19 protein-coding genes, 1 pseudogene and 1 riboswitch are annotated in these 24340 nt (G+C 59.5%); of the genes and pseudogenes, 11 read left to right on the forward strand and 9 right to left on the reverse strand.

The features are described 5' to 3' along the window. Positions 1 to 103: 103 nt before the first annotated feature. Complete coding sequence (locus I2G40_RS03880) at positions 104 to 2821, reverse strand: bifunctional diguanylate cyclase/phosphodiesterase (RefSeq protein WP_195544245.1); 2718 nt, start codon at positions 2819 to 2821, stop codon at positions 104 to 106. A 324-nt stretch (positions 2822 to 3145) separates the two neighbouring features. Between I2G40_RS03880 and I2G40_RS03885 the strand changes: the two genes are divergently transcribed. Further along, on the forward strand, positions 3146 to 4015 hold the full coding sequence (locus I2G40_RS03885; protein WP_195544246.1) for a patatin-like phospholipase family protein: 870 nt from the start codon (positions 3146 to 3148) through the stop codon (positions 4013 to 4015). A 101-nt stretch (positions 4016 to 4116) separates the two neighbouring features. On the opposite strand, the gene I2G40_RS03890 is transcribed toward I2G40_RS03885, so the two are convergent. Genes I2G40_RS03890 through thiM form a run of 3 tightly spaced genes read right to left on the reverse strand, consistent with a single transcriptional unit; the run spans position 4117 to position 5993 of the window. Further along, positions 4117 to 4812, reverse strand: a complete 696-nt coding sequence (locus I2G40_RS03890; protein WP_195544247.1) for a thiamine phosphate synthase — start codon at positions 4810 to 4812, stop codon at positions 4117 to 4119. After that, on the reverse strand, positions 4809 to 5150 hold the full coding sequence (locus I2G40_RS03895) for a thiamine-binding protein (protein WP_006234516.1): 342 nt from the start codon (positions 5148 to 5150) through the stop codon (positions 4809 to 4811). Before I2G40_RS03895 ends, I2G40_RS03890 begins: the two co-directional genes overlap by 4 nt. A gap of 3 nt (positions 5151 to 5153) precedes the next feature. Continuing rightward, positions 5154 to 5993, reverse strand: coding sequence for a hydroxyethylthiazole kinase (thiM, locus tag I2G40_RS03900; protein WP_195544248.1), 840 nt, complete (start codon positions 5991 to 5993; stop codon positions 5154 to 5156). A 51-nt stretch (positions 5994 to 6044) separates the two neighbouring features. Continuing rightward, positions 6045 to 6155: riboswitch (TPP riboswitch) on the reverse strand. A gap of 94 nt (positions 6156 to 6249) precedes the next feature. Here thiM and I2G40_RS03905 point away from each other — a divergent pair. The 4 genes and pseudogenes from I2G40_RS03905 to I2G40_RS03920 all read left to right on the forward strand — a co-directional run bounded on the left by I2G40_RS03905 (position 6250) and on the right by I2G40_RS03920 (position 10811). Beyond that, on the forward strand, positions 6250 to 7158 hold the full coding sequence (locus I2G40_RS03905; protein ID WP_195544249.1) for an HAD-IIB family hydrolase: 909 nt from the start codon (positions 6250 to 6252) through the stop codon (positions 7156 to 7158). Between the two features lie 10 nt (positions 7159 to 7168). Further along, positions 7169 to 8065 (forward strand): LysR family transcriptional regulator, encoded by an 897-nt coding sequence (locus I2G40_RS03910; protein ID WP_195544250.1) that lies wholly within the window; start codon positions 7169 to 7171, stop codon positions 8063 to 8065. 155 nt (positions 8066 to 8220) lie between these two features. Then, positions 8221 to 9354, forward strand: coding sequence for a 5-methyltetrahydropteroyltriglutamate--homocysteine S-methyltransferase (locus tag I2G40_RS03915; RefSeq protein ID WP_229090642.1), 1134 nt, complete (start codon positions 8221 to 8223; stop codon positions 9352 to 9354). Between the two features lie 225 nt (positions 9355 to 9579). Continuing rightward, a pseudogene (locus I2G40_RS03920) lies at positions 9580 to 10811 on the forward strand (uracil-xanthine permease family protein). Between the two features lie 60 nt (positions 10812 to 10871). Here I2G40_RS03920 and I2G40_RS03925 read toward each other — a convergent pair. Beyond that, complete coding sequence (locus tag I2G40_RS03925) at positions 10872 to 11537, reverse strand: alpha/beta hydrolase (protein WP_195544252.1); 666 nt, start codon at positions 11535 to 11537, stop codon at positions 10872 to 10874. Between the two features lie 138 nt (positions 11538 to 11675). Further along, positions 11676 to 12986: an NCS2 family permease gene (locus I2G40_RS03930; RefSeq protein ID WP_195544253.1), complete on the reverse strand. Its 1311-nt coding sequence runs from the start codon at positions 12984 to 12986 to the stop codon at positions 11676 to 11678. 193 nt (positions 12987 to 13179) lie between these two features. Here I2G40_RS03930 and I2G40_RS03935 point away from each other — a divergent pair, with 193 nt between their 5' ends. Next, complete coding sequence (locus I2G40_RS03935; protein WP_117647429.1) at positions 13180 to 13599, forward strand: peptide deformylase; 420 nt, start codon at positions 13180 to 13182, stop codon at positions 13597 to 13599. Between the two features lie 244 nt (positions 13600 to 13843). Then, a complete protein-coding gene (gene bsh, locus I2G40_RS03940; protein WP_195240203.1) occupies positions 13844 to 14809 on the forward strand; it encodes a choloylglycine hydrolase in 966 nt (321 codons plus the stop codon). 79 nt (positions 14810 to 14888) lie between these two features. On the opposite strand, the gene I2G40_RS03945 is transcribed toward bsh, so the two are convergent. Beyond that, the gene (locus I2G40_RS03945) at positions 14889 to 17138 is read right to left on the reverse strand and encodes a KUP/HAK/KT family potassium transporter (protein WP_195544254.1); all 2250 of its coding nucleotides are present in this window, start codon (positions 17136 to 17138) and stop codon (positions 14889 to 14891) included. Positions 17139 to 17278: 140 nt separating this feature from the next. Further along, positions 17279 to 18190, reverse strand: a complete 912-nt coding sequence (locus I2G40_RS03950) for a DMT family transporter (RefSeq protein ID WP_195544255.1) — start codon at positions 18188 to 18190, stop codon at positions 17279 to 17281. Positions 18191 to 18308: 118 nt separating this feature from the next. Between I2G40_RS03950 and I2G40_RS03955 the strand changes: the two genes are divergently transcribed. Next, entirely contained in the window at positions 18309 to 19166 is an 858-nt protein-coding gene (locus tag I2G40_RS03955) for a LysR family transcriptional regulator (RefSeq protein ID WP_324252566.1), read from the forward strand. Positions 19167 to 19367: 201 nt separating this feature from the next. Beyond that, positions 19368 to 20849: an aminotransferase class I/II-fold pyridoxal phosphate-dependent enzyme gene (locus I2G40_RS03960; RefSeq protein WP_275950433.1), complete on the forward strand. Its 1482-nt coding sequence runs from the start codon at positions 19368 to 19370 to the stop codon at positions 20847 to 20849. A 199-nt stretch (positions 20850 to 21048) separates the two neighbouring features. On the opposite strand, the gene I2G40_RS03965 is transcribed toward I2G40_RS03960, so the two are convergent. Then, positions 21049 to 21459, reverse strand: a complete 411-nt coding sequence (locus tag I2G40_RS03965; protein WP_055286616.1) for a peptide deformylase — start codon at positions 21457 to 21459, stop codon at positions 21049 to 21051. A gap of 205 nt (positions 21460 to 21664) precedes the next feature. On the opposite strand from I2G40_RS03965, the gene I2G40_RS03970 reads away from it, so the two are divergent. Both I2G40_RS03970 and I2G40_RS03975 read left to right on the forward strand, forming a co-directional pair. After that, on the forward strand, positions 21665 to 23080 hold the full coding sequence (locus I2G40_RS03970; protein ID WP_195544257.1) for an MFS transporter: 1416 nt from the start codon (positions 21665 to 21667) through the stop codon (positions 23078 to 23080). Positions 23081 to 23232: 152 nt separating this feature from the next. Further along, entirely contained in the window at positions 23233 to 24144 is a 912-nt protein-coding gene (locus tag I2G40_RS03975) for a hypothetical protein (protein WP_195544258.1), read from the forward strand. The last annotated feature ends 196 nt before the right edge of the window (positions 24145 to 24340 follow it).

Below are 24340 nucleotides of genomic sequence, written 5' to 3' on the forward strand. Positions count from 1 at the left end.
CAACGGTTTGTATCATATCCCCAATTCGGTTTGAATTGGGGATATAAGTTAGCTAATGGAGACAAATATCCCCTTCGACGGTGGCGTTTTGCGCGCGAGCGTATCAGTTGTTATTGCCACCATCGAGCAATGCCTCAAAATCCTTCGCCGGCATGGGGCGGTAGTAGAGGAAGCCCTGAGCGTAGCGGGCGCCCATTTGTCGTAGCATGTTCGCCTGCTCATTTGTCTCGACGCCTTCAACCACGACGGGCAGATGGAGCGACTGCGCCATCTCGAGCATCGATGACACGATCTGCGCGCTGCGGCCTTGATCGCGGTCGGTGGGCACAAAGGTGCGGTCGAGCTTGATGACGTCGACGTTGACGTTCTTGAGCATCGCGAGCGTGGACTGGCCGGTGCCAAAATCGTCCATGTAGGTCGAGAAGCCACGGGTGTGCAGATCCGCGGTCAGCTTATCCACGGCCTCGGACTCTCCGGTATAGGCGGTCTCGGTGATCTCGATGTGCATGAGTTCGGGCGGCAGGTTGTACTGGGCGGCGAGCGACCCCATATGCTCGGCGACATCGCAGGCAAGAATGTCTACGCGCGACACATTGAGGGAAATCGGAACCACGCGAAGTCCTCGATTGAGGCGCTCGCGGAGCCACATGGCGACGCCCTGCCAAACATATTTGTCGAGCGTCACTACAAAGCCGCTTTCCTCGAGTGCGGGGATAAACGTTGCGGGCGAAATAAGAGAGCCGTTCTTGTCAATCCAGCGGGTGAGTGCTTCGGCGCCAATAATCTCGCCGGTTTCCATATCGACCTGGGGCTGAAGATAGTACGTGATGCGACCATTTGACAGCGCGTACTGGAATTCGGTCAGCGTGCGGTTGAACACGATTTCGCGCTTGTACTCCTCGGGGCAAAAAATGGCAATGCGCTCCTTAAAGTCGTTTTTTGCGCGCCGATTGGTAAACATGGCCTTTGCCTGCGCATCGATGGTGATCTCCTCATTGGAATCGATGGGGTAAACGCCCATGGACGGCCAAAAACCTACGCCGCCATCATGCCTGGCTACTGCCTCGCGAACGCGGTTGTAGATTTGATGGACGGTGATGTGCTTAAAGGGGATGAGTACGCAAAAGTCATCTTGGCCCCAGTACCCTGCGACGCCCATATCGGCATTCTCGATGTCCTTGAGGACCGTGCCCACATCGGCAAGCAGGCGGTCGCCTTCGGCCTGTCCATACCATTCATTAAACAGGCGCATGTGGCCCATGTCGACCGTGGCGATGCACCAGGTGCCGTTGCGCCTTGCCTCGAGAAATGCGTTGGCGCGCCGCATAAACTCGCTGGGTCGATAGAGACCCGTGAGCGAGTCGATACGTTCGGCTATGGCGCTTTTGCGCTCCGCCTCGGGTATGGGGAGGCTGTCGTTGGGAACAAGCCCGCCGGCCGTGCGAAGGCGACGGTCGAGTTCGCCTAAAACGGCGGTCGCTTGATGGGTTAAGTGCTCGTAAAAGGCCGGGACGACAAGGCAGACGGGAGTAATGGTGTCGCCTGCGATTCGAACAGGAGCGAAAACGGCCTCTTTAAGGTGGCGGGTCAGTTGCTCGAATGCCTCGTGGTCTAGGTCGTTGCTGAGCACGACGAACTGAACGCTTCGTGAACGGTAGACCCGGCTCCTGCCGCGAGTGATCGACAGCATGCGGCCTGCGTATTCGGCAAGCATGTTGTCGACAGCCTCGGCCCCGTAGAGCTCGTTGAGCTTTGTCGTGCCACGAACGCGCACCGCTATAAGCCCTGTCTCGCAACGATCGCGGCGGCAGGCGTCGATGGCGTTGGCCAGCATGCGCTGCGTTCCGAGGCCTGTGGCAGCGTCGACGGTTTCGGCAAGTGAGTGGTTGACGAGCTCGCCGACATAGAGCGAGGGGACATTTCCGTCGCCGTCGATACGAAACCCGCGAGCACGGCAAAGGACGTAGTCGCCGACGGCGTTGCGCACACGATACTGCATGACGCGACGGTGCTTGGTGCCGTTGTAGACTTGGTCGATGTCGTTGATGCAGGCCTCAAGGTCGTCGGGATGGACGCGCGTTTTCCAGTAATCGCGACAGTTGTCTATGTGCTCCGAGGGAAGGCCAAGATCGCGCAAGGCACCTTGTGACCAAAGGGTGCGATGTTTGTCCAAGTTCTCGATAAAGAAATAACGGCCCTCGTTGAGCATCGAAAAGGCGTCAAAAATTCGATCGCTTATTTCGAAGTCGTCGGCGTGAACTTGCGTGATATTGCGTCGATCGAGGTGCATGGCATGACGTAGCTTGTAGTCGTACATGCGATGGTCGGCATCGAGCGTCATGCGATTGGAAGCTTCGCCCAGGGCGGGGTCGGCATGTGACACTCCGTAGCTAAACGAGTGGGGCATCTCGGAATCGTTGTTTTTGAGCAGAACCGTTCGGCAGTGTTTCAGACGTTCGGCGAGGTCGTCCTCGGTTGCAATCGTAGATAGGATGGCAAACTCGTCGCCGCCTATGCGAAACGCCGCTTCGCCCACCTTCATATACAGCTTAAGATAGAGACTTACCTGCAAGATATAGCGGTTGCCCTCGTCATGGCCAAAGACGTCGTTGCAGTGCTTGAGATTGTCGATATCGATGAACGCCATGGTAACGGGGGCGTCCTGCTCCCAGAGTTCTTCGAGGGAGCGGGCAAAGCCGCCGCGGTTACCAAGCCCGGTAAGCTGGTCGGTAAAGGCGGTCCTGATCAGATCGTCTTGACGTTCGAGAAGGTCGCGGACGGTCTTTTCGAGCGTTTCGGTGTAATTGCTGACAGTTTCCATGTTCTAAGCGGCTTTCTGAGGTCGGGGCGGATTGCGTCGGGCGAGCTCGTTGTGTACACGCGTCGTTGCTCAGCGCTTTGCATGTATCCAGGCCCCCGCCTTGCCGCGTTGTTGAGTTAATTTGCCGGTTAATGTTCGCTGTTGATAACAGCTGAGTAGTGTAAACAATAGTGCACAATTATATATGGGTGCACATGCTGTGGGCGGCTATTATTCGACAAACGGTAGCGCGACGATGCGATGTTCGATGAAAATGCGACTGAGACGATGTATGTTGACGGGTATACTTGTTCCGTTTGAATTTGTGGGGACGGAGATGGTCGCATGGCACAGTCAAATACGACGCGCACAGTGGGGCTGGCACTCGAGGGAGGCGGCTACCGCGGTATGTATACGGCGGGCGTGCTCGACGTTTGGATGGAGCACGGCTTGACCTGCGACCATATGGTGGGTGTCTCGGCGGGCGCGGCGTTTGGCTACAACTTTAAATCGCGCCAGATCGGCCGCGCCATTCGCTACAACAAGGCTTATTGCGCCGACAAGCGCTATGCGGGTGTAGCAAGCTGGCTGCGGACCGGCGATATGTTCAATGCCGATTTTGCCTATCACGAGGTGCCTATCGAGCGCGATCCCATCGACTTGGAGGCGTACCGCGCCTGCCCCATGCGATTTACGTGCGTGTGTACCGATATCGAGACGGGCAAGGCCGTCTATCACGACCTGCCCTATGGCGATGAGCGCGATATCGAGTGGATCCGGGCGTCATCGGCGATTCCTGTGGCGACGCGTCCCGTTGCTATTGACGGGCATAAGTATCTGGATGGTGGCGTGGCTGACTCTATTCCCAGCGCTTGGCTGTTTGCGCAGGGGTATGACCGCAATATCGTGGTACTCACGCAGCCGGCGGGCTTTGTGAAGCAGCCCAACAGCGTGATGCCCATGCTGCGGCGCGTGTTCCGTCACTATCCGGAGTTTGTCGCAGCGCTTGAGCATCGGCATGAGGTCTACAATGCCACGCTCGATGATTTGGCGCGTCGTGAGGCCGCCGGCGATATCTTTGTGGTGCGTCCGAGCGAATCGGTGAAGGTGCCGTCGCTGTGTCGTGAGCCCGATGAACTTGAGCGCATCTACCAGATTGGTCGCCGCGATGCGGAGGCGACTTTGCCGGCGTTGGAAGCGTATCTGGCGGGGTAAGGGTCGCATGTGGAAAGCGCATCCCGGAATGGAGGTCCAAACTGGGATGCGCTTTCCATTGCTGAAGATGTGAGGCTGCGAATCGGCTGCTCGGCTTATGGCTATGCCTGCTGCCAGGTGTCGACAAGCTCCTTGGCCGCGGCGTAGGGGTCATCGGCGCTGCAGACGGCGCTCACCACAAAGAAGCCGTTGACGCCGGTGGCCTTAAGCTGCGGCAGGTCGGCTGTCTTAACGCCGCCGCCCACCACGATGGGCACGGGGCTTGCCGCGTGGAGTGCGGCCAGGTCCTCAAAGCTCTTGGTGATGATAGAGCCGTCGGCCGCGCGTCCGCAGTCGCGCTTGGTCTCGGTCTCGTGGAGCGGGCCGATGCCCAGGTAGTCGACCAGGCTCATGTCGGCGGTCTTGACGTACTCGAGCATCTCCTCACAACGGGCCGAAAGGCCCACGATGGCGTCGGGGCCCAGCAGCTTGCGACAGACCTCGACGGGAATATCGCTTTGGCCCACGTGCACGCCGTCGACGGCAATACCCTGCTCGCGCGCGGCGAGTACACAGTCCAGACGGTCGTCGATTAACAGGGCGACCTGACCGGTCTTGCCAGCCTGTGCGATTGCCTGCGCGGCGTCGCCGGTCAGCGCGATGATCTCGCGGGCGCTTGCCACCTTGGAGCGCACCTGGATGCAGGTAAAGCCGGCGTCGAGCGCCTGGGCCACCACATCGCCCACGGGGCGTCCCAGCGTATTTTCGGGGCCGAGTACCAGATAGGCCGAGATATCAAGGTTGTCGCGGATGCTCATCGTGCTTCCTCCTGCTTTTTGATCTGCGCTTCCATGCGTTCAAGCTTGCCGGTCATGGTGTCGGTAAATCCGGGCCGAATATCGGCTTTGAGCACGACTTCGGTGCGGATGCCCTTGCTCGCCAACACAAAGGTTGCGTCGCGCACGACCTGCATGACCTCGTCCCAGTCGCCCTCGATCTCGGTGAACATCGAGGTGGTGCGGTTGGGAAGGCCGCTCTCGCGAATGACGCGCACGACCTCGGCGACCTCGGCGGACAGCTCATCGCCGGTGCCGCACGGGGCGATGGCCACAGCGATGAGCGTGTTCATGCCGGCATTGGTTGCGGGCTCGGACATGGCCTATGCCTCCTCGAGGTCGAGCTGGTTGTTGGCGATGTCCTGGGCGGTTGCGCGGTAGAGCTCGTCGATAAAGGCGACCTTAAAGCTTGCCGGGGCGTCAGCGACAGCGGCGGCACGCGAGCCGGCAACGTTGTAGACGGCGGTGCCGCAGACGGCGGCCGTAAACGGGTCGGCAGCGCAGGCGTACACAGCCAGCACGCCGCCTTGCGAGCAGCCGCAACCGGTGATCTTGGACATGAGCGGGCTGCCGCCGTGGGACTTGGCCACGGTCGTGCCGTCGGTGATCAGGTCGACTTCGCCCGAGACCACTACGGCGCCGCCGGTGTAGCGGGCGAGCGCCACGGCGGCGCCGCGGGCGGCATCGACCGTGTCGGTGGTATCGACACCGCGTACGCGGCTCAGATCAGCCGCCTCGCCCTCAAGACCCCACAGGCCGGCGAGCGCGATGATCTCGGAGGCGTTGCCGCGCACGATGGCGGGCTTGTACTGCTTGAGCTCGTTTACCAGCTGGGTGCGAAGGCTACCGATGCCCAGGCCCACCGGATCGAGCACCCAGGGCTTGCCGGCGTCGTGTGCCGCCTTCGCCGCGCGGGGAATCGTCTGCTCGTAGATAGGGAAGAGCGTGCCCATGTTGAGATAGATGGCGCCGCCGCCGGCAACGAGCGCTTCGCCCTCGTCGGGCAGATAGACCATGGCGGCCGATCCGCCCACGGCGAGCTGTGCGTTGGCGACAAAGTCGATCGTCACCGTGTTGGTGATGGAGCCGGCCATCGGATTGGTGGCGCGAATCTCCTCTACGGCCTTGACCACATTTTGCTTAAGCTGTTCCGAATCAATCACTGCACATGCCTCCTTGGCATAGAAAAGGGGCGCTGTGCATAGACAGCGCCCCTGTAAAGGCGGCATGCTCCCTACGCCAGCATTAACTGACAGGTTCAAAGGATTGGGCCCCATGCCCTCTCAGCCTTGTGGTTTGCACCGCCGGCACTCCCGCATCGAATCTGTTGCTCCCTATACTAGCGCACCTGCCAAAAAGGGACAGGTTTATTTTGGCAGGTCGTTACAATAGGTAGGACCGATACGAATGGGGGGCCTTATGATTAAACTTGTGCTGACCGATATGGACGATACGCTGATTCCAGCCGGGCATGACGGCGCTAGCGACTACGCCATCGAGGGCATTCATGCCATGCAGGCGGCGGGTCTGCACTTTGGCCCGGTTTCGGGTCGCCAGCCGTCCGCGATGGGTTGGATGTTCAAAAATCGTTCCGAGTGCTTTTCGACTGGCGCGTTCTGTAACGGACAGGTCGTGTTTGTGGACGGCGAGGCGGTAGCCTCGCATGCGACCGGCAACGCCGCCCTTATGCGTTTGGCTGACTACTTGGAGCAAGAGACCGACGATACGTACCTGAAGGTCTACAGCCTGGGTGATGATTTTTGGGACAACGATGCCTATTGCGTGACGAGCGATCCCGAGCGCGTGCGTCGCGCCATGGAGTCGGGCGGCAACGCGTGGCTCAAAGGCGAAGAGGCCCCGTGCCGTCCCGTCGTCGATGAGACGCCGGTGTTTAAGGCGAATATCTGGAGTGCCCGTTCACGTGAGGAGCTCGCGGAGCTACGCGAGCGCGTTGCTGCTGAGGTGCCGGAACTCTCGCTTGTGTTTCCCAACAACCGTGTGCGCCTGTTTGACATCCTTCCGGCCGGTTGGGACAAGGGCTGCGCTGCGCTGGAGCTGGCGCGCGCTTTGGGCCTGACGCCCGATGAGGTGGCCGTATTTGGCGATTCCGATAACGATTTGCCCATGATCGATGCCGTTCCCAACTCCGTTGCAGTCGCCAATGCCAATGAGGCCGTCACGGCTGCCGCGCGCTGGCATATCGGCGCTGCGGCAGACGATGCGGTTGCCGGGGCCCTGCATCAGATTGCCGCCTGCGCCGCGACGGGGGAGATGCCGCCGTTTATGCGCCTGCCGGGTGCTGCCGACGCGAGTCTCACGAACAGCTAAGGAGACAGCTATGAAGCTTCAGCAGCTCAGGTATGTCGTCATAGTTGCCGAATGCGGCAGCATCACCGAGGCCTCGCGCCGGCTCTTTGTGTCGCAGCCTTCGATTACCGCATCGATCCGCGATCTCGAAAACGAGATGGGTGTGCATATCTTTGAGCGCACCAACAAGGGCGTCATTGTGTCCGAAGAGGGCGAGACCTTCTTGGGCTACGCGCGCCAGGTACTCGACCAGGCCGACCTGCTCGAGGGCAAGTACAAGGGTGCATCCGAGCAGGTGCCGCATTTTAGTGTGAGCTGTCAGCACTATTCCTTTGCTGTCAACGCGTTTGTCGATGTGATCCGTGAGTTCGATGCCGCGCGCTACGACTTTACCCTGCGCGAGGAACAGACCCACGAGATTATCGAGGACGTCGCGCATATGAAAAGCGAGCTCGGCATCCTGTATCTGTCAGAGCACAATCGCGAGGTCATCGAGCGCATGCTCGCCGCCAACGAGCTCGTATTCGAGGGGCTCTTCTGCGCCACGCCGCATGTCTTCGTGTGCGCCGACCATCCGCTGGCGGGCCGCTCCAGCGTGACGCTCGAGGACTTGGAAGACTACCCGTTTTTGTCTTACGAGCAGGGCAGCTATAACTCGTTCTACTATTCCGAGGAACTGACCTCGACGTTTGAGCGTCGCAAGAATATCCGCGTGCGCGACCGTGCGACGCTGTTCAACCTGGCTATGGGCCTCAACGGTTACACGGTATGCTCAGGCGTGATCAGTCACGAGCTCAACGGCCCCGGCATCATCTCGATTCCGCTCGATGTAGACGAGTACATGGAGATCGGCATCATCACGCGCAAGAACACGACACTTACGCGCTACGGGCAGGCCTATATCGACGCGATTCGCCAGCACATTTAGGCTGCTGTGCTCCGCGCGGGTCAAATCTCTTTATGGCAGTCCAGACTGATATAGGAAACATCTATATCAAACAGTTATAAACGTATATTTTACGATGACCATATGAGCGCTCATACTCTGTCCCAGTAAAGCAACCAATGCAAAGGGAGATATCTATGAGCACTTCGATTCAACCGAACGCGCCGTTTCGCGCCGATATCGTCGGCAGCTTTCTTCGTCCACAGGCTGTTAAGGATGCACGTGCCGCCTATGCCGCGGGCACACTCGACTCCGCCGGCCTTAAGGCCGTCGAGGACGATGCCATTCGCGATTTGGTGGCCAAGCAGAAGGCCGCCGGCCTGCAGGTTATCACCGATGGCGAGTTTCGCCGCAGCTACTGGCACCTCGATTTTATGTGGGGCCTTAACGGCATTGAGCGCCGCGCCTCACGCACGGGCTATATGTTCCATGACGAGGAGACGACGGCCGACACCGCCGTGGTAACCGGTCCCATTAGCGGCGAGAACCACCCGTTCGTCGAGCATTTTAAGTTCGTCAAGGCGCTTGAGGAGGAGGGCCAGGTCGCACGCCAGACCATTCCGGCGCCTATCCAGACGTTCTCTGAGGTCACGCTCGATCGCTGCGATGGCCAGCAGGAGAGTCTGCGCGCCGTCTACAAGACCGATGAGGAACTTGCCGACGCCATTGCAGCCGCTTATCGCACGGTGATCGCCGACCTGTACGCAGCAGGCTGCCGCAACATCCAGTTTGATGACTGCACCTGGGGCATCTACTGCGATACCGATTTTGTCGCCAAAACCGGCATGAGCCCGGTCGACTTGCAGAAGGTAAGCGAGCTGGGCGTGGCGCTCAACAACGCCGCCATCGAGGGCAAGCCCGACGACCTGGTCATTAACACACACGTGTGCCGTGGTAACTACCACTCTACCTATGCCTTCGAGGGCGGCTATGACCCCATCGCGCCGTACCTGTTCGCAAACGAGGATGTCGACGCATTTTACCTAGAGTTCGACACGCCGCGCGCCGGCGGTTTTGAGCCGCTGAAGTATGTTGCCCCCGGCAAGAAGGTCGTGTTGGGCCTGGTGACCACCAAGGCTGCTGAGCTTGAGGACGAGGACGTTATCGTCGAGCGTATTCACGAGGCTGCAAAGTATGTTCCGCTCGAGAGCCTGTATCTGTCGCCCCAGTGCGGCTTTGCCAGCTGCGAGATTGGCAACAAGCTGACCGAGGACGAGCAGTGGGCAAAGATCGCGCTGGTCAAGCGCATTGCCGAGCGCGTTTGGAAGTAGCGGTAACGTTCGCAGGTGACGGCGCGTGCGAGACATGGCGTATCGCGTACAATGGTTCGGATCGTACCGTTCGGGCAGGTTATCCGATATGCCTGATCGCCCTTCCATCATGAAAGGACATCCATATCCCAGTCCTCGACGCCCGCCGTCACCGATGCCATCTACGATGCATCGTCGCTCGGCCGCCCGCGCATGTTTGTGTTGGGTTTGCAACACATGTTTGCGATGTTCGGAGCCACGGTGCTCGTGCCCGTGCTCACCGGCCTTTCCGTTTCGACGACGCTTCTGTTCGCCGGCATCGGCACGCTGCTGTTTCATTTTCTATCGCGCGGTAAGGTGCCCGCGTTCCTGGGCTCGTCGTTTGCCTTTATCGCGGGTTATGCCGCCGTTGCGCCCAACGGCGAGGCCGAGCTTTTGCCCTACGCTTGCCTGGGCGTTGTCTGCGCCGGCCTGCTCTATCCGGTGCTGGCAGCGCTGTTCCGCGCATTTGGCGCCAAGCGTGTCATGCACTTCTTCCCGCCGGTGGTGACCGGCCCCATCGTCATTTCCATCGGCCTGATCTTGGCAAGCTCTGCTATCGCCAACTGCCAGACCAACTGGCTTGTTGCCGTTGTCGCTGTGGCCGTGATCGTCATCTGCAATATTTGGGGCCGCGGCATGGTTAAGATCGTGCCGATTCTGCTGGGCGTCGTGGTGAGCTATGCCGTTGCGGCCGCGTTGGGTGAGGTCGACTTCTCTGGCGTCGCAGCCGCCCCCTGGGTTGGCTTGCCCGTCGTGTGGGACAACACCGTGTTTGCGCTCTTTGGACCGCAGCTCGATAGCGGTCTTGCCACGACGGCCATCATCACCATCATGCCGCTGGCCTTTGCGACCATGATTGAGCACATTGGCGATATCTCCGCCATTGGCTCTACCTGCGAACGCAATTACATTGCCGATCCCGGTCTGCACCGTACCCTGCTCGGCGATGGCCTGGCGACCATCTTGGCATCGCTCTTTGGCGCCCCGCCAATACGACGTATGGCGAGAACACTGGCGTGCTTGCCCTGACGCGCGTGTTCGACCCGCGCGTGATTCGCATTGCCGCCTGCTGCGCCATCGTGCTTTCGTTCTGCCCCAAGTTTGCTGCCGTGATCGCCGCCATGCCGGCGTGTGTAATCGGCGGCGTGTCGCTCGTGCTCTACGGCATGATCAGTGCCGTGGGCGTTCGCAACCTTATCGAAAACCAGGTTGATTTCCAGAACAACCGCAATGTGCTGGTTGCGGCTTTGGTGCTCGTGCTTTCGCTCGGCATTGCCTACAGTACCGCCGGTGCCATCGTGCTGGAGCTGGGCGGCGTGACGATTTCGCTTTCGGGCCTTGCCGTGGGCTCGCTGGTGGGCATTGTGCTCAACGCCATCCTGCCCGGTAATGACTTTGAGTTCGATACTTCCGAGCTTGAGGAGACTACTGAATAGTAGCTGCGTTCAGCCAAATTAAAAATGGCGTCCATGCGTATGTGCGCGTGGACGCCATTTTTAATGCGTCAGTATCCAGTGGATGCCGCGCGCCATGCGCAGGTCAGTTTGGGCAAAATGATTGCCGGGGTTGAGCTCCAGCGTTGTTGGGATGTCGCGCTCGATAAACAGCTTTTCCATCGCGCGCGTATCGTCGAGTACGTGCCGCATCATGCGGTTGGGCGTCTTGGTTTCCTTTTTACCGAGCGACAGATAGGCGGCGTCGGGCGTAGCCGTCATCGTGCGCTCGCGCGCGTAGTCGATAAAGCCGGGGAACCACAGCGACCCCGATGCACTCGCCACGCGCTCAAAGACATCTGTTTGCCAAAGTGCCCACAGTGCAAAAAGACCCGCCAACGAGTAGCCGGCAACGCCGCGCCAGGCGGGCGGTTGCGGGAGCGATGATTCGGCCTGGGGGATTATCTGCTTCAACAACTCGTCAAGAAAACCAGCAGCCTGTCCGCCAAAGGGCTCGGCATCTCGTATAGTTCCGTCGCATTCCCAAGGGCTCAGCTCGCGATTCCAATCGAGCCCTCCAATGGCGACAAGGGTGAACGGCGGGCAGTCGAGCTCTCGGCAGCGCTCGTAGACTTCACTACCGTTGCCCATAACCACGGGGAGATAGATGACGGGCGCGCCTTCCGCACACTCTGAATAAACGGTTATCTGCTTATGATGCGCTTCCAAGGCAGGCTTCTCTCAGTGTTGTGATAATTGACAGCCTCAATTGTCGCACGCTGACACGGGGGCAGACGCTAAAAGAAAGGCGCGGAGCCGCTCGATGCGATTCCGCGCCTTGTTGTTTTGCTTTAGCAGACTATGCCGTTACGCCACGAAGAAGTAGACGAGGAAGGCGAGGGCTGCGATCCACATGAGCGGCTTGATCTTGGAGGCCTCGCCCTTAAAGAGCGCGACGGCCACGTAGGCGATAAAGCCCAGGCCAATGCCGGCAGAGATGGAGTAGGTGAAGGGCACGCCGGCGACAATCATGAACGCCGGGAAACCCTGCGACACGTCGGACCAGTCGATCTCGGAGGCCTCGCTCATCATGAGGTAGCCGACGTAGACCAGAGCACCGCAGGTGGCGGCACTGGAAACGATGGTGACGATGGGGGAGAAGAACGCGGCGAGAATGAACAGCACGCCGGTGGTGACGGAGGTGAGGCCCGTGCGGCCACCGTCAGCGGCGCCGGAAGTGGACTCGACGAAGGTGGTGATGGAGGAGACACCCATGAAACCGCCCACAGCAGCGGCGGCGGAGTCGACGATCAGGATCTCCTTGATATCCTCGACGTTGCCGTCGTCGGTGAGGAACTCGCCCTGCTTGGCCACGGCCATCGCGGTGCCCATGGTGTCGAAGAAGTCACTCATGAGCAGCGAGAACGAGATGACGAGGAGCGCGGGGTCGGTAAGGACCTTGACGATGGCGGGCATGCCGCCGGCGTCGGCGATGGGGCCACCGATGCTCGAGAAGTCGAGCGGGGCGATGATACCGGTCGGAGCCTGGGTCACACCTAGGGGGATACCGGCGATGACGGCGACGACGATGCCGATGAGCAGCGAGCCCGGCACGTTGCGGGAAGCCAGGGCAACCGTCACGACGATGGAGATGATGCCGACGATAAAGGTGGGGGAGGCGATGTCGCCCAGACCGACGAGTGTACCGGCGCCAGCGGTGATAATGCCGGCATCGCACAGGCCAATCATGGCGATGAACAGGCCCAGACCCACCGAGATAGCGTGGCGCAGAACCACGGGGATGGCGTCCATGATGGCCTCGCGCAGGCCACAAAGCACGAGCAGCAAGATGACGACGCCCTCAAGGAAGATGACGCTCATGGCCACATGCCAGTCACCGCCGCAGACGGTGGTGGTGATTCCGGCGATCATCGCGTTGACGCCTAAGCCCGACGCGCAGGCGAGCGGGCGGTTGGCGAAGATGCCCATGCAGATGGTCATGATGCCGGCGCCCAGGCAGGTGGCGCAGGCGAGCGCTCCCGCATCGATGCCAGCGCCCGAGAGCACCGCGGGGTTGACGGCGATGATGTAGGCCATCGCCAGGAATGTTGTCAGTCCAGCGCGGAGTTCGGTCCCGATTGTGGACTTGCGCTCGCTGACGTGAAATAGTTCGTCCATGCATACCCTTTCCTTGTTCGGCCCCGAGTTTAGGCCGATTGACACGAACTCACCCACTATATCGCCTTTGTGAAGTTGGTGTTCCTCACATGTTGATGTTCGGCGGTTTGTAACGGACGGGCGGTATCTTTCGCATGAAATTGTGTAGGTACCGTATACTTAAGCGGTTACAACGACCCCTATGGAGGAACGTATGATTAAAGAGCTCTGCCGCGACGAGGCTATCCTGTCTCAGCGTTGCGAGGTTGCGACTGTCGAGGACGAGTCGGTCGCTCAGGATCTGATTGATACCATCAAGTCGCTCGATGATGCCGGCTGCCTTGCCGCCAACCAGATCGGCGTCACCAAGAAGGTCTGCGTCTATCTGGACGACGCCGGCGAGCCCCATGTGCTCTACAACCCCCGTCTGGTGTTTGGCCTGGGTGCCAGCAAGATGGAGGAGAGCTGCCTGACGCACGAGGAGGTCACCAAGTCCACGCGCTATATCAAGTGCAAGGTTGCCTTTGACCAGATCGTCGACGGCAAGATGAAGGAGTGCCGCCGCGACTACGCGGGCTTTGAGGCACAAATGGTCCAGCATATGATCGACCACTGTCTAGGAAAGTTGGTCTAAGGGGATCAAAGCACCGCACCTTGCCGCTCAATCGTCGCTTGCGTACCGTTAGTACGCGGCGCTCCTCTTTCGTGGCAATCTGCGGCACTTTGACCCCTTAGACGACCTGCGGGGTTAACTTGGTTGAGTTTATCCTGTTTGAATAGTCCGGGCGTGACATTGTTGTCATGTCCGGGCTTTTGCGTTTAGCGCCTTTTTGTTTGGAGACAATGAAATTAGCAAGAACGTAAAGCTAGGAGGCGCTATGTGTACGAGTATTCGATTTACCGATAATTCTGGCCACATGTATCTGGGCCGCAATCTCGACTGGAGCTTTGACTACGGCCAACAGGTTCGCGTGATGCCGCGCGGGTTTCACATTCCGTATTCGTTTATCGACGACGCGACAGCGGCGCACGCGGTGATCGGTATGTGCATCGATTACAGGAACTACCCTATGTTCTTCGATTGCGGCAACGATGCGGGCCTCGCCGTGGCGGGTCTCAATTTCCCGGGTTATGCCGAGTATGCCGAGGGCCCTGTCGACGGCAAGACCAATATCGCGGCCTATGAGTTTCCCCTGTGGGTGGCAGCGACGTTCTCGACGGTCGATGAGGTCGAGGCCGCGCTGCGCGACACGGTGATTGTCGCCAAATCTGCCGGAGAGGGGCTGGGCGTGTCGCTGCTCCATTGGATTATCGGCGACAGCCAGCGCAGCATCGTGGTCGAGATGATGGCTGACGGCCTGCATGTATACGACGATCCGGTCGACACCCTTGCCAACCAGCCGACCTTCCCGTGGCACATGGAAAACCTGCGCACCTATATCACCGCCACAAGCGATTTTCCGCAGACGGCGACATGGCGTGGCGCCGAGCTTAAGCCCTATGGAGCCGGTGCCGGCATGCGCGGCATTCCGGGCGATTGCTATTCGCCGAGCCGTTTTGTAAAGGCGGCGTACCTCAATGCCAATTACCCACAAAAGGAGAGCGAGACCGAAAACGTCGTTCGCATGTTCCGTTCGCTCGAGGGCGTGGTGATGATCGAGGGAGCGTCCAGGATGGGCGATGGCAAGTTCGAGAAGACTATCTACACCGGATGCTTTAGCGCGCGCACGGGCAATTATTACTACGCGATGTATGGGGATCCGTCGATTCGCTACGTGAGCCTGATGGATGCTGAGGGCGCGAGCCCCGATAGGCTCGTGGTTCCCGAGCCGCGTCGTTCGTAGCCGTTAGCTTTACTGCAATACAAGACGGCCCTGCATCTCCCGTGAGGTGCAGGGCCGCTGTCGTTGATTTGTGACGTCGCTAGAAGTTGGCGTCGTTGAGTTGTTCGCTCTCGAGGCCGTCGAGCTGTTGCTGTTCGGGCGTATCGGCGACGCTCTCGAGCAGCTCGGTGGGATCGACGTTCATGTCCCTACCGGCCTCGTTGCCGTTGACCAAGTCGTCCGAGAAGATGTCGACTTCCATTTCCTCGGCCTCTTCAATCTGAACTTCGAGCGGCACCTGGGTGCGCACGAGCTTAACGGCCGGGCGCATGCGGGCAAACAGCGGCACGTACTCGATGATGATGGCCGAGTTCTCAAGACCGTACCAGCGTGCCGGGCTTCCGCAGGCGCGGCGGACGGCGTACTTGATGGCCATCACGCGGTGGTCATTGCGGTTGATGTCCGTTTCGGGGGCAAGCATCTTGCGCAGCATACAAAAGCGGAAGTCACCCACGTTGCCACGCGTCTCGTAGATGGAGTAGGTGTGATGTTGCGGCGGCAGCTCGCCCGATGCCATCAAGTCGCCGACGATCTGGCGCAGGTAGGCGTTGATGCGCTGATTGACCTTAAAGCCCAGGTCCAAGCGCACGCGGAACAGGAAGTCTGTGCCAAAGGTCTCAACGGAATACTCGTGCGTATAGGGCTCGTCGGTAACATGCACGTTGATGAACCAATATGCCTTGGCGCGCTTGGGGTGCTTGTCCAGGATGGAATAGAGCACGTCGCGATCGAGCGTGAGCGGGTCGGGGCTGTTGGTGAGAAATACCAGATTGTCGGCGAGCACGGGATAGGTCTCGTCGTTGCGCAGGCGGTTGAGCTGGTCGATGTACTTGGAGACGGGCAGCAAAATCGTCTGCGTGCGCTCGATGGCGGTGCCGCGGCGCCACACGTACATAAGGCCAAACAGCAGTGCGGCCAGGAAGATCATGAGGTAGCCGCCGTCAAAGAACATGGTGAGGCACGAGGCGAAGAAGCACAGCTCAATGGCACCAAAGAGCAGGGCGAAGACGCAGGCGCCCAGCCTGTGCTTGAGGACGCCGGCGATGTAGCTCGTCAAAAGCGTCGTGGTCATGAGCATGGTCACGGTAATGGCGAGGCCGTAGGCGCTCTCCATGCGCTCGGAGTTTTGGAACAGCAGCACGATGAAGATACAGCCGACCCACATGATGTTATTGACGAGCGGAATATAGAGCTGACCCTTGGTGTCGCTGGGGTAGTGGATGCGCAGGTGCGGCATAAGGTTGAGGCGCGTTGCCTCGGATACCAGCGAGAATGAGCCGGTGATGAGGGCCTGCGAGGCGATGATGGCCGCCACGGCCGAAAGCACGATGGCAAAGGGGCGCAGGGGCTCGGGAAGCATCATATAGAACGGGTTAACGATATCCATCGCGAGCATCTGGGGGTTGGAGTTGTTGGCGAGCAGCCAAGCGCCCTGACCCAGATAGTTAAGGATGAGGGCCGCCTTAACAAACGGCCAGGATGCGTAGATGTTGGCTTTGCCCACGTGACCCATGTCCGAATAGAGCGCCTCGGCGCCGGTCGTCGACAGGAAGACAAAGCCGAGCACCATGATGCCCGAGTGGTTGATGGGCGAGAACAGGAACATGATGCCGCGGATGGGGTTGAGCGCGCGCAGGATGGACAGGTTGCCGAGCATGTTGAACAGGCCGGCGCCTGCCAGGAACAGGAACCACAACGTCATGAGCGGGCCGAACAGCTTACCGATCGACGAGGTACCGGCGCGCTGCATGGCAAATAGGCCGCAGATAATGATGATGGTGATGATGATGACGTTGGTCTGGCCGTCGCCCAGCAGCGCGTGGCCCCACTCGATGGTACGCAGGCCCTCGATGGCTGTGGTGACCGTGACCGCGGGGGTGAGGATGCCGTCGGCGAGCAGCGCCGCGCCGCCGATCATGGCAGGTAGGATCAGCCATGGTGCCACTTTTCGCACCAGGCTAAACAGGGCGAAGATGCCGCCTTCGTTGTGGTTGTCGGCCTTCATGGCGATTACCACGTACTTGACCGTGGTCACGAGCGTCATGGTCCAGATGACGAGCGAAAGCGCGCCCAGAATCATGTCCTCGCTGACGGTACCGATGCCGTCGTTGTTGGCGACGATTGATTTCATGGTGTACATGGGGCTCGTGCCGATGTCGCCATAGACGACGCCGAGCGTTACGAGCAGCATGCCAGCGGAGAGGGGGATGGCTCCGTGCCCGCCTTGACCACGCTGGTCTTGGGGGCTTGCCTCCAGTTTGTTGTGTGCCACGTGGACTCCCTTAGACATCCGGTTATCTGTCTAGGACAGATAATCTTTATGCCGTCTTTATACATACAAGAGCAGTTTGGCACATCAGGTTATTTTAGACAATAATCCCCAGCTGGGGATTATTTATGTACGTAGGTAGCATTTCAAAACAGGGGCTTTTAAGCACGTGCTGTCTGGGCTATGCCAGCCTTGGAGCTTGCGCGTTTGCCGGCGAGTTCGCAAAAAATCGCGCCGCCGATGATAAGCGCGGCACCCATCAGGCGGACCGGTGTTATGGCTTCGCCCAAAAGGACGGCCGAGAACACGACGGCCGAAAGCGGCTCGAGGTAGCCGACGACCGCGACGGTCTGGACGGGCAGCTTGGCGACGGCACTAAAGTAGAGCAGGCAACCGATGCCGGTGTTGACGACGCCGAGCATGATGACGGCGCGCCAATCAATACTGGCGGCGACGCCGGCGGACAGGAATGAGGGAACGCCCTGCGTGATGAGCGTGAGGACCAGCGCGGTCAAAAAGGCGGCGCTCACCTGGAGCGTGGAGTTCTCGAGGCCTTCGATGTGTGGCGCACCCTTGCTAGCGATGACCATCAGCGCATAGCAAAATGCCGAGGCGATACCGCAGACGATACCCGCAATGGGCATATTGCCGCCTAGACCTTGTGCTGCAATGAGAAAAGCACCGCAGGCGACGGCGATAAACCCGGCGATTTTGCCGCCGGTCAGTTTTTCACCAAAGATGAGTGGGGAGAGCGCCATGACAATGATGGGGCCACAGTAGTACAGCAGCGAGGATACGCCGACGCCGATCGTCTGGTAGGCGCGGAACAGAAAAATCCAGCTGGCGCCCAGCGCGGCTCCCGAGAGAAGGAGTGCTGCGGCTTCGCGGGGACGAGATGGCGCCTGCAGTTTATGGCGTTGGGTGATGGCAAGGATAGTGACAAGCGAGAGGGCGCCCAAAAACGTGCGCAGTAGCACGATATCGGAGCTCGGCAGTGCGATGGCGGCGGCGATGATGCCGTTGGAGCCAAACAATAGCAATGCTGCTAAGTACGTAAACAGTCCGTTGTTCATGCGCTGACATCCCCTCTATATCCGAACATGTTCACTATGGGTGAACTGGCTTTAGAAGAAAAGCGAATATAATGCATGGAAAACATGACAAAAACTCATGCAAGGGTGGGGACGTGCCGTGGAGGCCAATATCCAAAAGATGCAAGTGCTGCTCGAGACGGTGCGTGCCGGCAGCTTTACGCGTGCTGCAGAGCGCCTGAGCTATTCGCAGTCGGGCGTGAGCCACATGGTGGGCGACCTTGAGGCAGACTGGGGTTTTAAGGTGCTTGATCGCAGCCGCGAGGGCGTGGTGCTTTCTGCCGACGGGCGGCAGGTCATGCCGGCAGTCGAGGCGTTATGCGAAGAGTTTGGCCGCCTGCAGCGACGCGTGGACGAGATGCGAGGGCTCATGCGTGGCAAGATCTGCATCGGTACGTTTTCGAGCGTGGCGACCCACGTGCTGCCGCCGGTGATTGCGCGCTTTCGCGCCGATCACCCGGACGTCGATTACGAGTTGCTGATGGGCGATTACTCAGAGATTGAACAATGGGTGGCAGAGGGCCGCTGCGATCTGGGCTTTATCCCGCGTGAACCCCGAGAAAACGGCATGGCATCGCGGTCTTTGGTGCGCGACGAGTTGATGGCGGTAGTGCCGGCGGACTCTTTGCTTGCCACGGCGGAGGTCGTTTCTCTTGCCGATTTAGCCAACGAGCAGTTTATTCTGCTAGAACGAGGCACCGATGATGAGATTACGCCGCTGTTTCGCCGCGCGGGCCTGGCGGTGCGCTCTAAGCTGTCGACCTGGGATGACTATGCGATTATGGCTATGGTCGAGGACGGCCTGGGCGTGAGCATTCTTCCCGCGCTCATCTTGCGCCGCTGCCAGTTCGATGTTGCCGTGCGCCCACTCGAGGGGCATCCCCATCGGCAGATCAACGCCATATATCGAACGGCCGATGTTTCGCTTGCTGCCGCCCGTTTCCTCGAATACCTCTAAACGTGTGCGTGTCATTGTCCGCTTTGGGCAAATCTCAGAGTCCGGCGCATTTTCTTATGAAATTGAACTTCCCGATAATGCGCCGCGCTATACTGCTGCCTAAATTGAACCCAGGTTCAATTCGTGTTCTATAAATTGAACTTTGCCAGCAAGGAGGTTCTAGTGGCCCAAGAGACGTTTAGCGATCGCCTGCGACAGACTATGTCCAATCGCGACGTTCGCCAGTCGGACGTAATCCGCGCATCGGAGATGCTCGGCAAAAAACTCGGCAAGAGTCAGATGAGCCAATATGTGAGCGGCAAGACGATTCCGCGGCGCGATGTGGCTGAGCTGCTCGCCCGTATTTTGGAGGTCGATGTTACCTGGCTGCTCGCCGGCGACGCCGATCAAGGCGAGGCATCATCACCCCGCAACGATTCCAAGCCCGAACCCCATCCCTCAGCTCAAATTGCAAGGAGCACCACCATGCGTACTTTTTCTAAATCCACCAAACTCGACAACGTCCTGTATGACGTGCGCGGTCCCGTCGTCGACGAGGCCGCCCGTATGGAGGACGAGGGCGAGCGCATCCTCAAGCTCAATATCGGCAACCCGGCGCCCTTCGGTTTCCGCACACCCGATGAGGTCATCAAGGACATGCGCCAGCAGCTGCCCGACTGCGAAGGCTATTCCAACTCGCGTGGCCTGTTCTCCGCGCGCAAGGCGATCATGCAGTATTCGCAGATCAAGGGCCTGCCCAACGTTCAGATGGAGCATATCTACACGGGCAACGGCGTGTCCGAGCTCATTCAGCTTTCGATGAACGCGCTGCTCGACAACGGCGACGAGATTCTGATCCCCAGCCCCGACTATCCGCTCTGGACGGCGTGCGCAACCCTTGCCGGCGGTCATCCCGTACATTATCTGTGTGATGAGCAGGCGGATTGGTATCCCGACTTGGAGGATATGGAGTCCAAGATTACGAGTGCGACCAAAGCCCTCGTCATCATCAACCCCAACAACCCCACGGGTTCTGTCTATCCGCGCGAGGTGCTCGAGGGCATCGTCGAGATTGCGCGCAGGCATCAGCTGATGATCTTTGCCGATGAGATCTACGACCGCCTGTGCATGGACGGCTACGAGCACGTCTCGATTGCCTCGCTCGCCCCCGACCTGCCCTGCGTTACCTTTAGCGGTCTGTCCAAGTCTCACATGATTGCGGGCTATCGTATTGGCTGGATGGTGCTTTCGGGCAACCAGCGCTGCATGAGCGACTTCATCATGGGCGTCAACATGCTCTCGAACATGCGCCTGTGCTCCAACGTGCCGGCTCAGTCGATCGTTCAGACGGCACTCGGTGGTCATCAGTCCGTTAACGACTACATCCGTCCCGGCGGCCGTGTCTACGAGCAGCGCAACTTTGTGTATGAGGCGCTCAACAAGATTGACGGCATCTCGGTGGTTAAGCCGCGTGCGGCGTTCTACATCTTCCCCAAGATGGATGTGAAGAAGTTCAACATCACCGATGATGAGCAGTTTGCCCTCGACCTGCTGCACGAGAAGAAGATTCTGATCACGCGCGGCGGCGGCTTTAACTGGGCCGAGCCCGATCACTTCCGCATCGTGTACCTGCCGCGCATGGAAGTACTCAAAGAGTCCCTCGAAGACCTCGCCGACTTCTTTGACCATTACCGCCAATCGTAGGGGATTAGGTGCCTGCCGCCGCAAGAATCGAGGCGTCGCAGGATAGACATACGACAGCGAGCGAGCCGCATTTGCGCCAAGGTGACGTGAAATGAGAGGGCGCTGACCTTCTGGTCGCGCCCTCGAAATTGAACGTCAGATTGGCGTGAATGCGGCTCGCGCAGCGTCAAGTGGTCCGCCGTTCGGTAGAACGGCGGAACTAAATAACAATCCCGTTGCAGTGGTCGATTTCGTGCTGGATGATTTCGGCGGTGTAGCCCGAGAAGTTTTTGATGCGGTGGACGAAGTTCTCGTCCAAATACTCCACCTTAATGCGGCGATAGCGGGTACAGGGACGCTCGCCGATCAGCGAGAGACATCCTTCGCTCGTCTGATAGGCATTGACCTGCTCAAGAATTTGAGGGTTGTACATCAGGAGTGTCCTGTTGCCGTCCTTTACGCAGATGATGCGTTTGCGCACGCCGATCATGTTGGCGGCGAGGCCCACGCACTCGTGCTCATGCTCGTGGAGTGTATCCAGGAGGTCCTGCCCGGTCGCGGCATCGTCGGGTCCCGCGTCTTCGGAAGGCAGGCGCAAAAAGAACTCGGATTTCATGATGGGCTTAATCATGGCGGGCTCCTCATGTCTCATGCTTTCGTGGACTTTTAATAATAGCGCGGAAGGAAAGCTGTGCGTCCGCGTTACAATCTTTCGACGTTGGACCATGTTGTCAGACTCGTCGTGTACGGCGTCTGGCGTAAGTCTAGGGCTCATTTTTCGCCCTGGGCTGTTCCTCTGGGGCGATGCAACTGTCGTTCCAAGAGGAAGGAAATGCATGGGGAGCAAATCTCAGCAACAAGTTCAAGTAACGCCATCGGCCACTGCGGCGCTTCTCGTCGTTATGTATATTGCGGCCTTTGTTGCCGCGTTTAACGAGAACATCATTAACGTGGCGTTGCACGACATTATGGCGGCCTTTTCGGTGAGTGCCACCACGGCGCAGTGGCTCGTCTCGGGCTACATGATTGTGACGTCGATCTTTACGGCCATCATGGCCTTCCTGTCCGGCCGTTTCTCGACGCGCAAGCTGTTGTTTTTCGCATGCGGATGTATGGTCGCCGGCGAAGTCCTGTGTCTGATCGCTCCGTCGTTTAGCGTTTTGCTGCCAAGTCGTATTTTACAGGCTGCGGGATCGGGCATCTTATTTCCGCTCATGATGAACGTGGTGCTGCCTTGCGCCCCGCGCGAGAAGCTCGGTCTGTATCTGAGCCTGGGTGGTGCCTGCATTACGCTAGGGCCGGCGTTTGGACCTGTGATCAGCGGTCTTATGTGCACGTTGTTTGGCTGGAGGGCGGTGTTCGTAGTGCCGCTGGTGGCCGGCATTGTGGTCGCTGCGGCGGGCGTAAAGCTTGTTCAGAATGTCGGAGAGCGCTCGAACACCACGCTTGATATTCTGTCGGTTGTTTTGCTCGCCGCCGGCATTACGGCATTTGTGTATTCCGTAGGCGAGTTCTCGACCAATCTGATTGCCGGCATCGTGACGCTTATCGCCGCCATTGTGCTGCTCGGCCTGTTTGCGGCCCGCCAGCTCAAACTCGAGCATCCGGTGCTTAACGTGCGTCCCATGGCGAGCGTTCGTTTTTGGCCTGCGTGCCTGCTTGTGGTGGTGTCGATGATGACGACGTTCTCGATGAGCGTTTTGTTGCCGCTCTATTTTGAGGGCGCATACGGCATGACCGCACTTGTTGCGGGCTTGCTCATTTTGCCGGCGATTGCCTGTAACGCCGTGACCTCGATTGTGGGCGGACGCGTGATGGACGCCCGTGGCGCATGGCCGCTGCTGCCGGTCGGCTTTGCCCTGATTGCCGTGGGGCAGACTGCCATCTCGATGACGGCGGCGAGTATGAACATCGGCGTCGTTGTGGCGCTGACCGTTGTGGTGTATGCCGGAGTCGGTTTGGTGCTGAGCCCCTCGCAAACGGCCGGATTGGAGACGCTGCCTGCCGCTGAACATCCTCACGGAACGGCATTGCTTAACACGTGGAACATGATTGCCGCATCGTTTGGCCCGTCCCTGTTTATCGGCCTGCTCTCGAGTTCTGCAGCGACTGCCGGCGCGGCTGGCGCTGCGACCGACGTTGCCCAGGCGATTGGATTTGCAACTGCCGTGCGCGTGGCGGCCGTGATTGCCGTGGTCGGGTTCGTGGCGTCGCTGGTGTACGCTCGTCGCGAGTCGCACATGTCGCATTAATGTGTGCACATAGATTCTGCAGCTAGATTAGATGACGACACCATAAACTAATGGACGTTTTGCCGAGAGGCATGAATGTTTAAAGCGCAAAGAGTGCGCGACGGGCCCCGCGAATGGGGCGATGATGCCCGAGAGGGCCAAGAAGGAGTCTCATGTCCGAGAACGAAGAGATCATGAACGAGACCGAGAACGAGACCATGGCTGCCGAGGTTGAGGCAGTCGAGACCGTGGAGACCGAAGCTGCCGAGGTTGAGGCTGCTGACGAGGTTTCCGACGAGGAGGAGGCCGAGGTTGTCGAGGCCGCCGTTGATTACGATGACGAAGAGCTGATGGACAAGATGCAGAAGGCCGCCCGCCTGCTGCGTAGCCGTCGCTTTGCTATTTCCAAGGAGGAGGAGGCCAAGGCCGAGCGCATGGCGAACATCGAGCGCGCCATCAAGCTTCTTGACCTCAAGCCCAAGATGGAGCAGAAGGAAATGTCCGACCTGCTGGGCATGCGCCTCCGTGAGCTCGATGGCCTGATGGCCGAGGCCGAGGCCGCCGATCTGGTCGGCCGCATCGACGACGCCGAGGGCGATATGCGCAAGATCGTCGTCTTCGCTGCCGAGGATGCCGCTGAGGGCCTGGTCGAGCTTGCCAACAAGAAGGAGAAGCTCCTGCCCGAGCTTTCTTACGAGGAGGCCACCGAGCTGATGGCCGCTCTCGATAAGGTTATCGCTCCGCTCGTCGCCATGGGCCTGGACGAGGACCGCGGTCCTCGCGGCGGTCGTGACGATCGCGGTGGCCGCGGTGGCGATCGCGGCGGCCGTGGCGGCTTTGGTGACCGCGGCGGCCGTGGCGGTGACCGTGGCGGCCGCGGTGGCGATCGCGGTGGCCGCGGCGGCTTTGGTGACCGTGGCGGCGACCGTGGCGGTCGCGGCGGCTTTGGTGGCAACCGTGGTGGCTATGGCGACCGCGGCGGCAACCGTGGCGGCTTCGGCGGCAACCGTGGTAACGACCGCGGCGGTCGCGGTGGCGACCGTGGCGGCCGCAACGGCGGCGGCTTCCGCGGCAACCGCTTCTAGTTGGGTTACGCGGTTTTACCAAACCGCGTAACTAGTTGTCGCTCTGGTGGGCGCTCGCTGCCGGTGCCAAAACATCGGCATTGCCTTGATCCAGACCTGCTAAAAGATAGTCGTTGGGGACGTTCTTGTTTGACTAGTCGTTTAAGAACGTCCCCAACGACTACATAGCATGAGAGTGGATAATCTCCCGGTTTGA

This window comes from Collinsella aerofaciens (genome assembly GCF_015558785.1).
GTDB classification, from domain to species: domain Bacteria; phylum Actinomycetota; class Coriobacteriia; order Coriobacteriales; family Coriobacteriaceae; genus Collinsella; species Collinsella aerofaciens_P.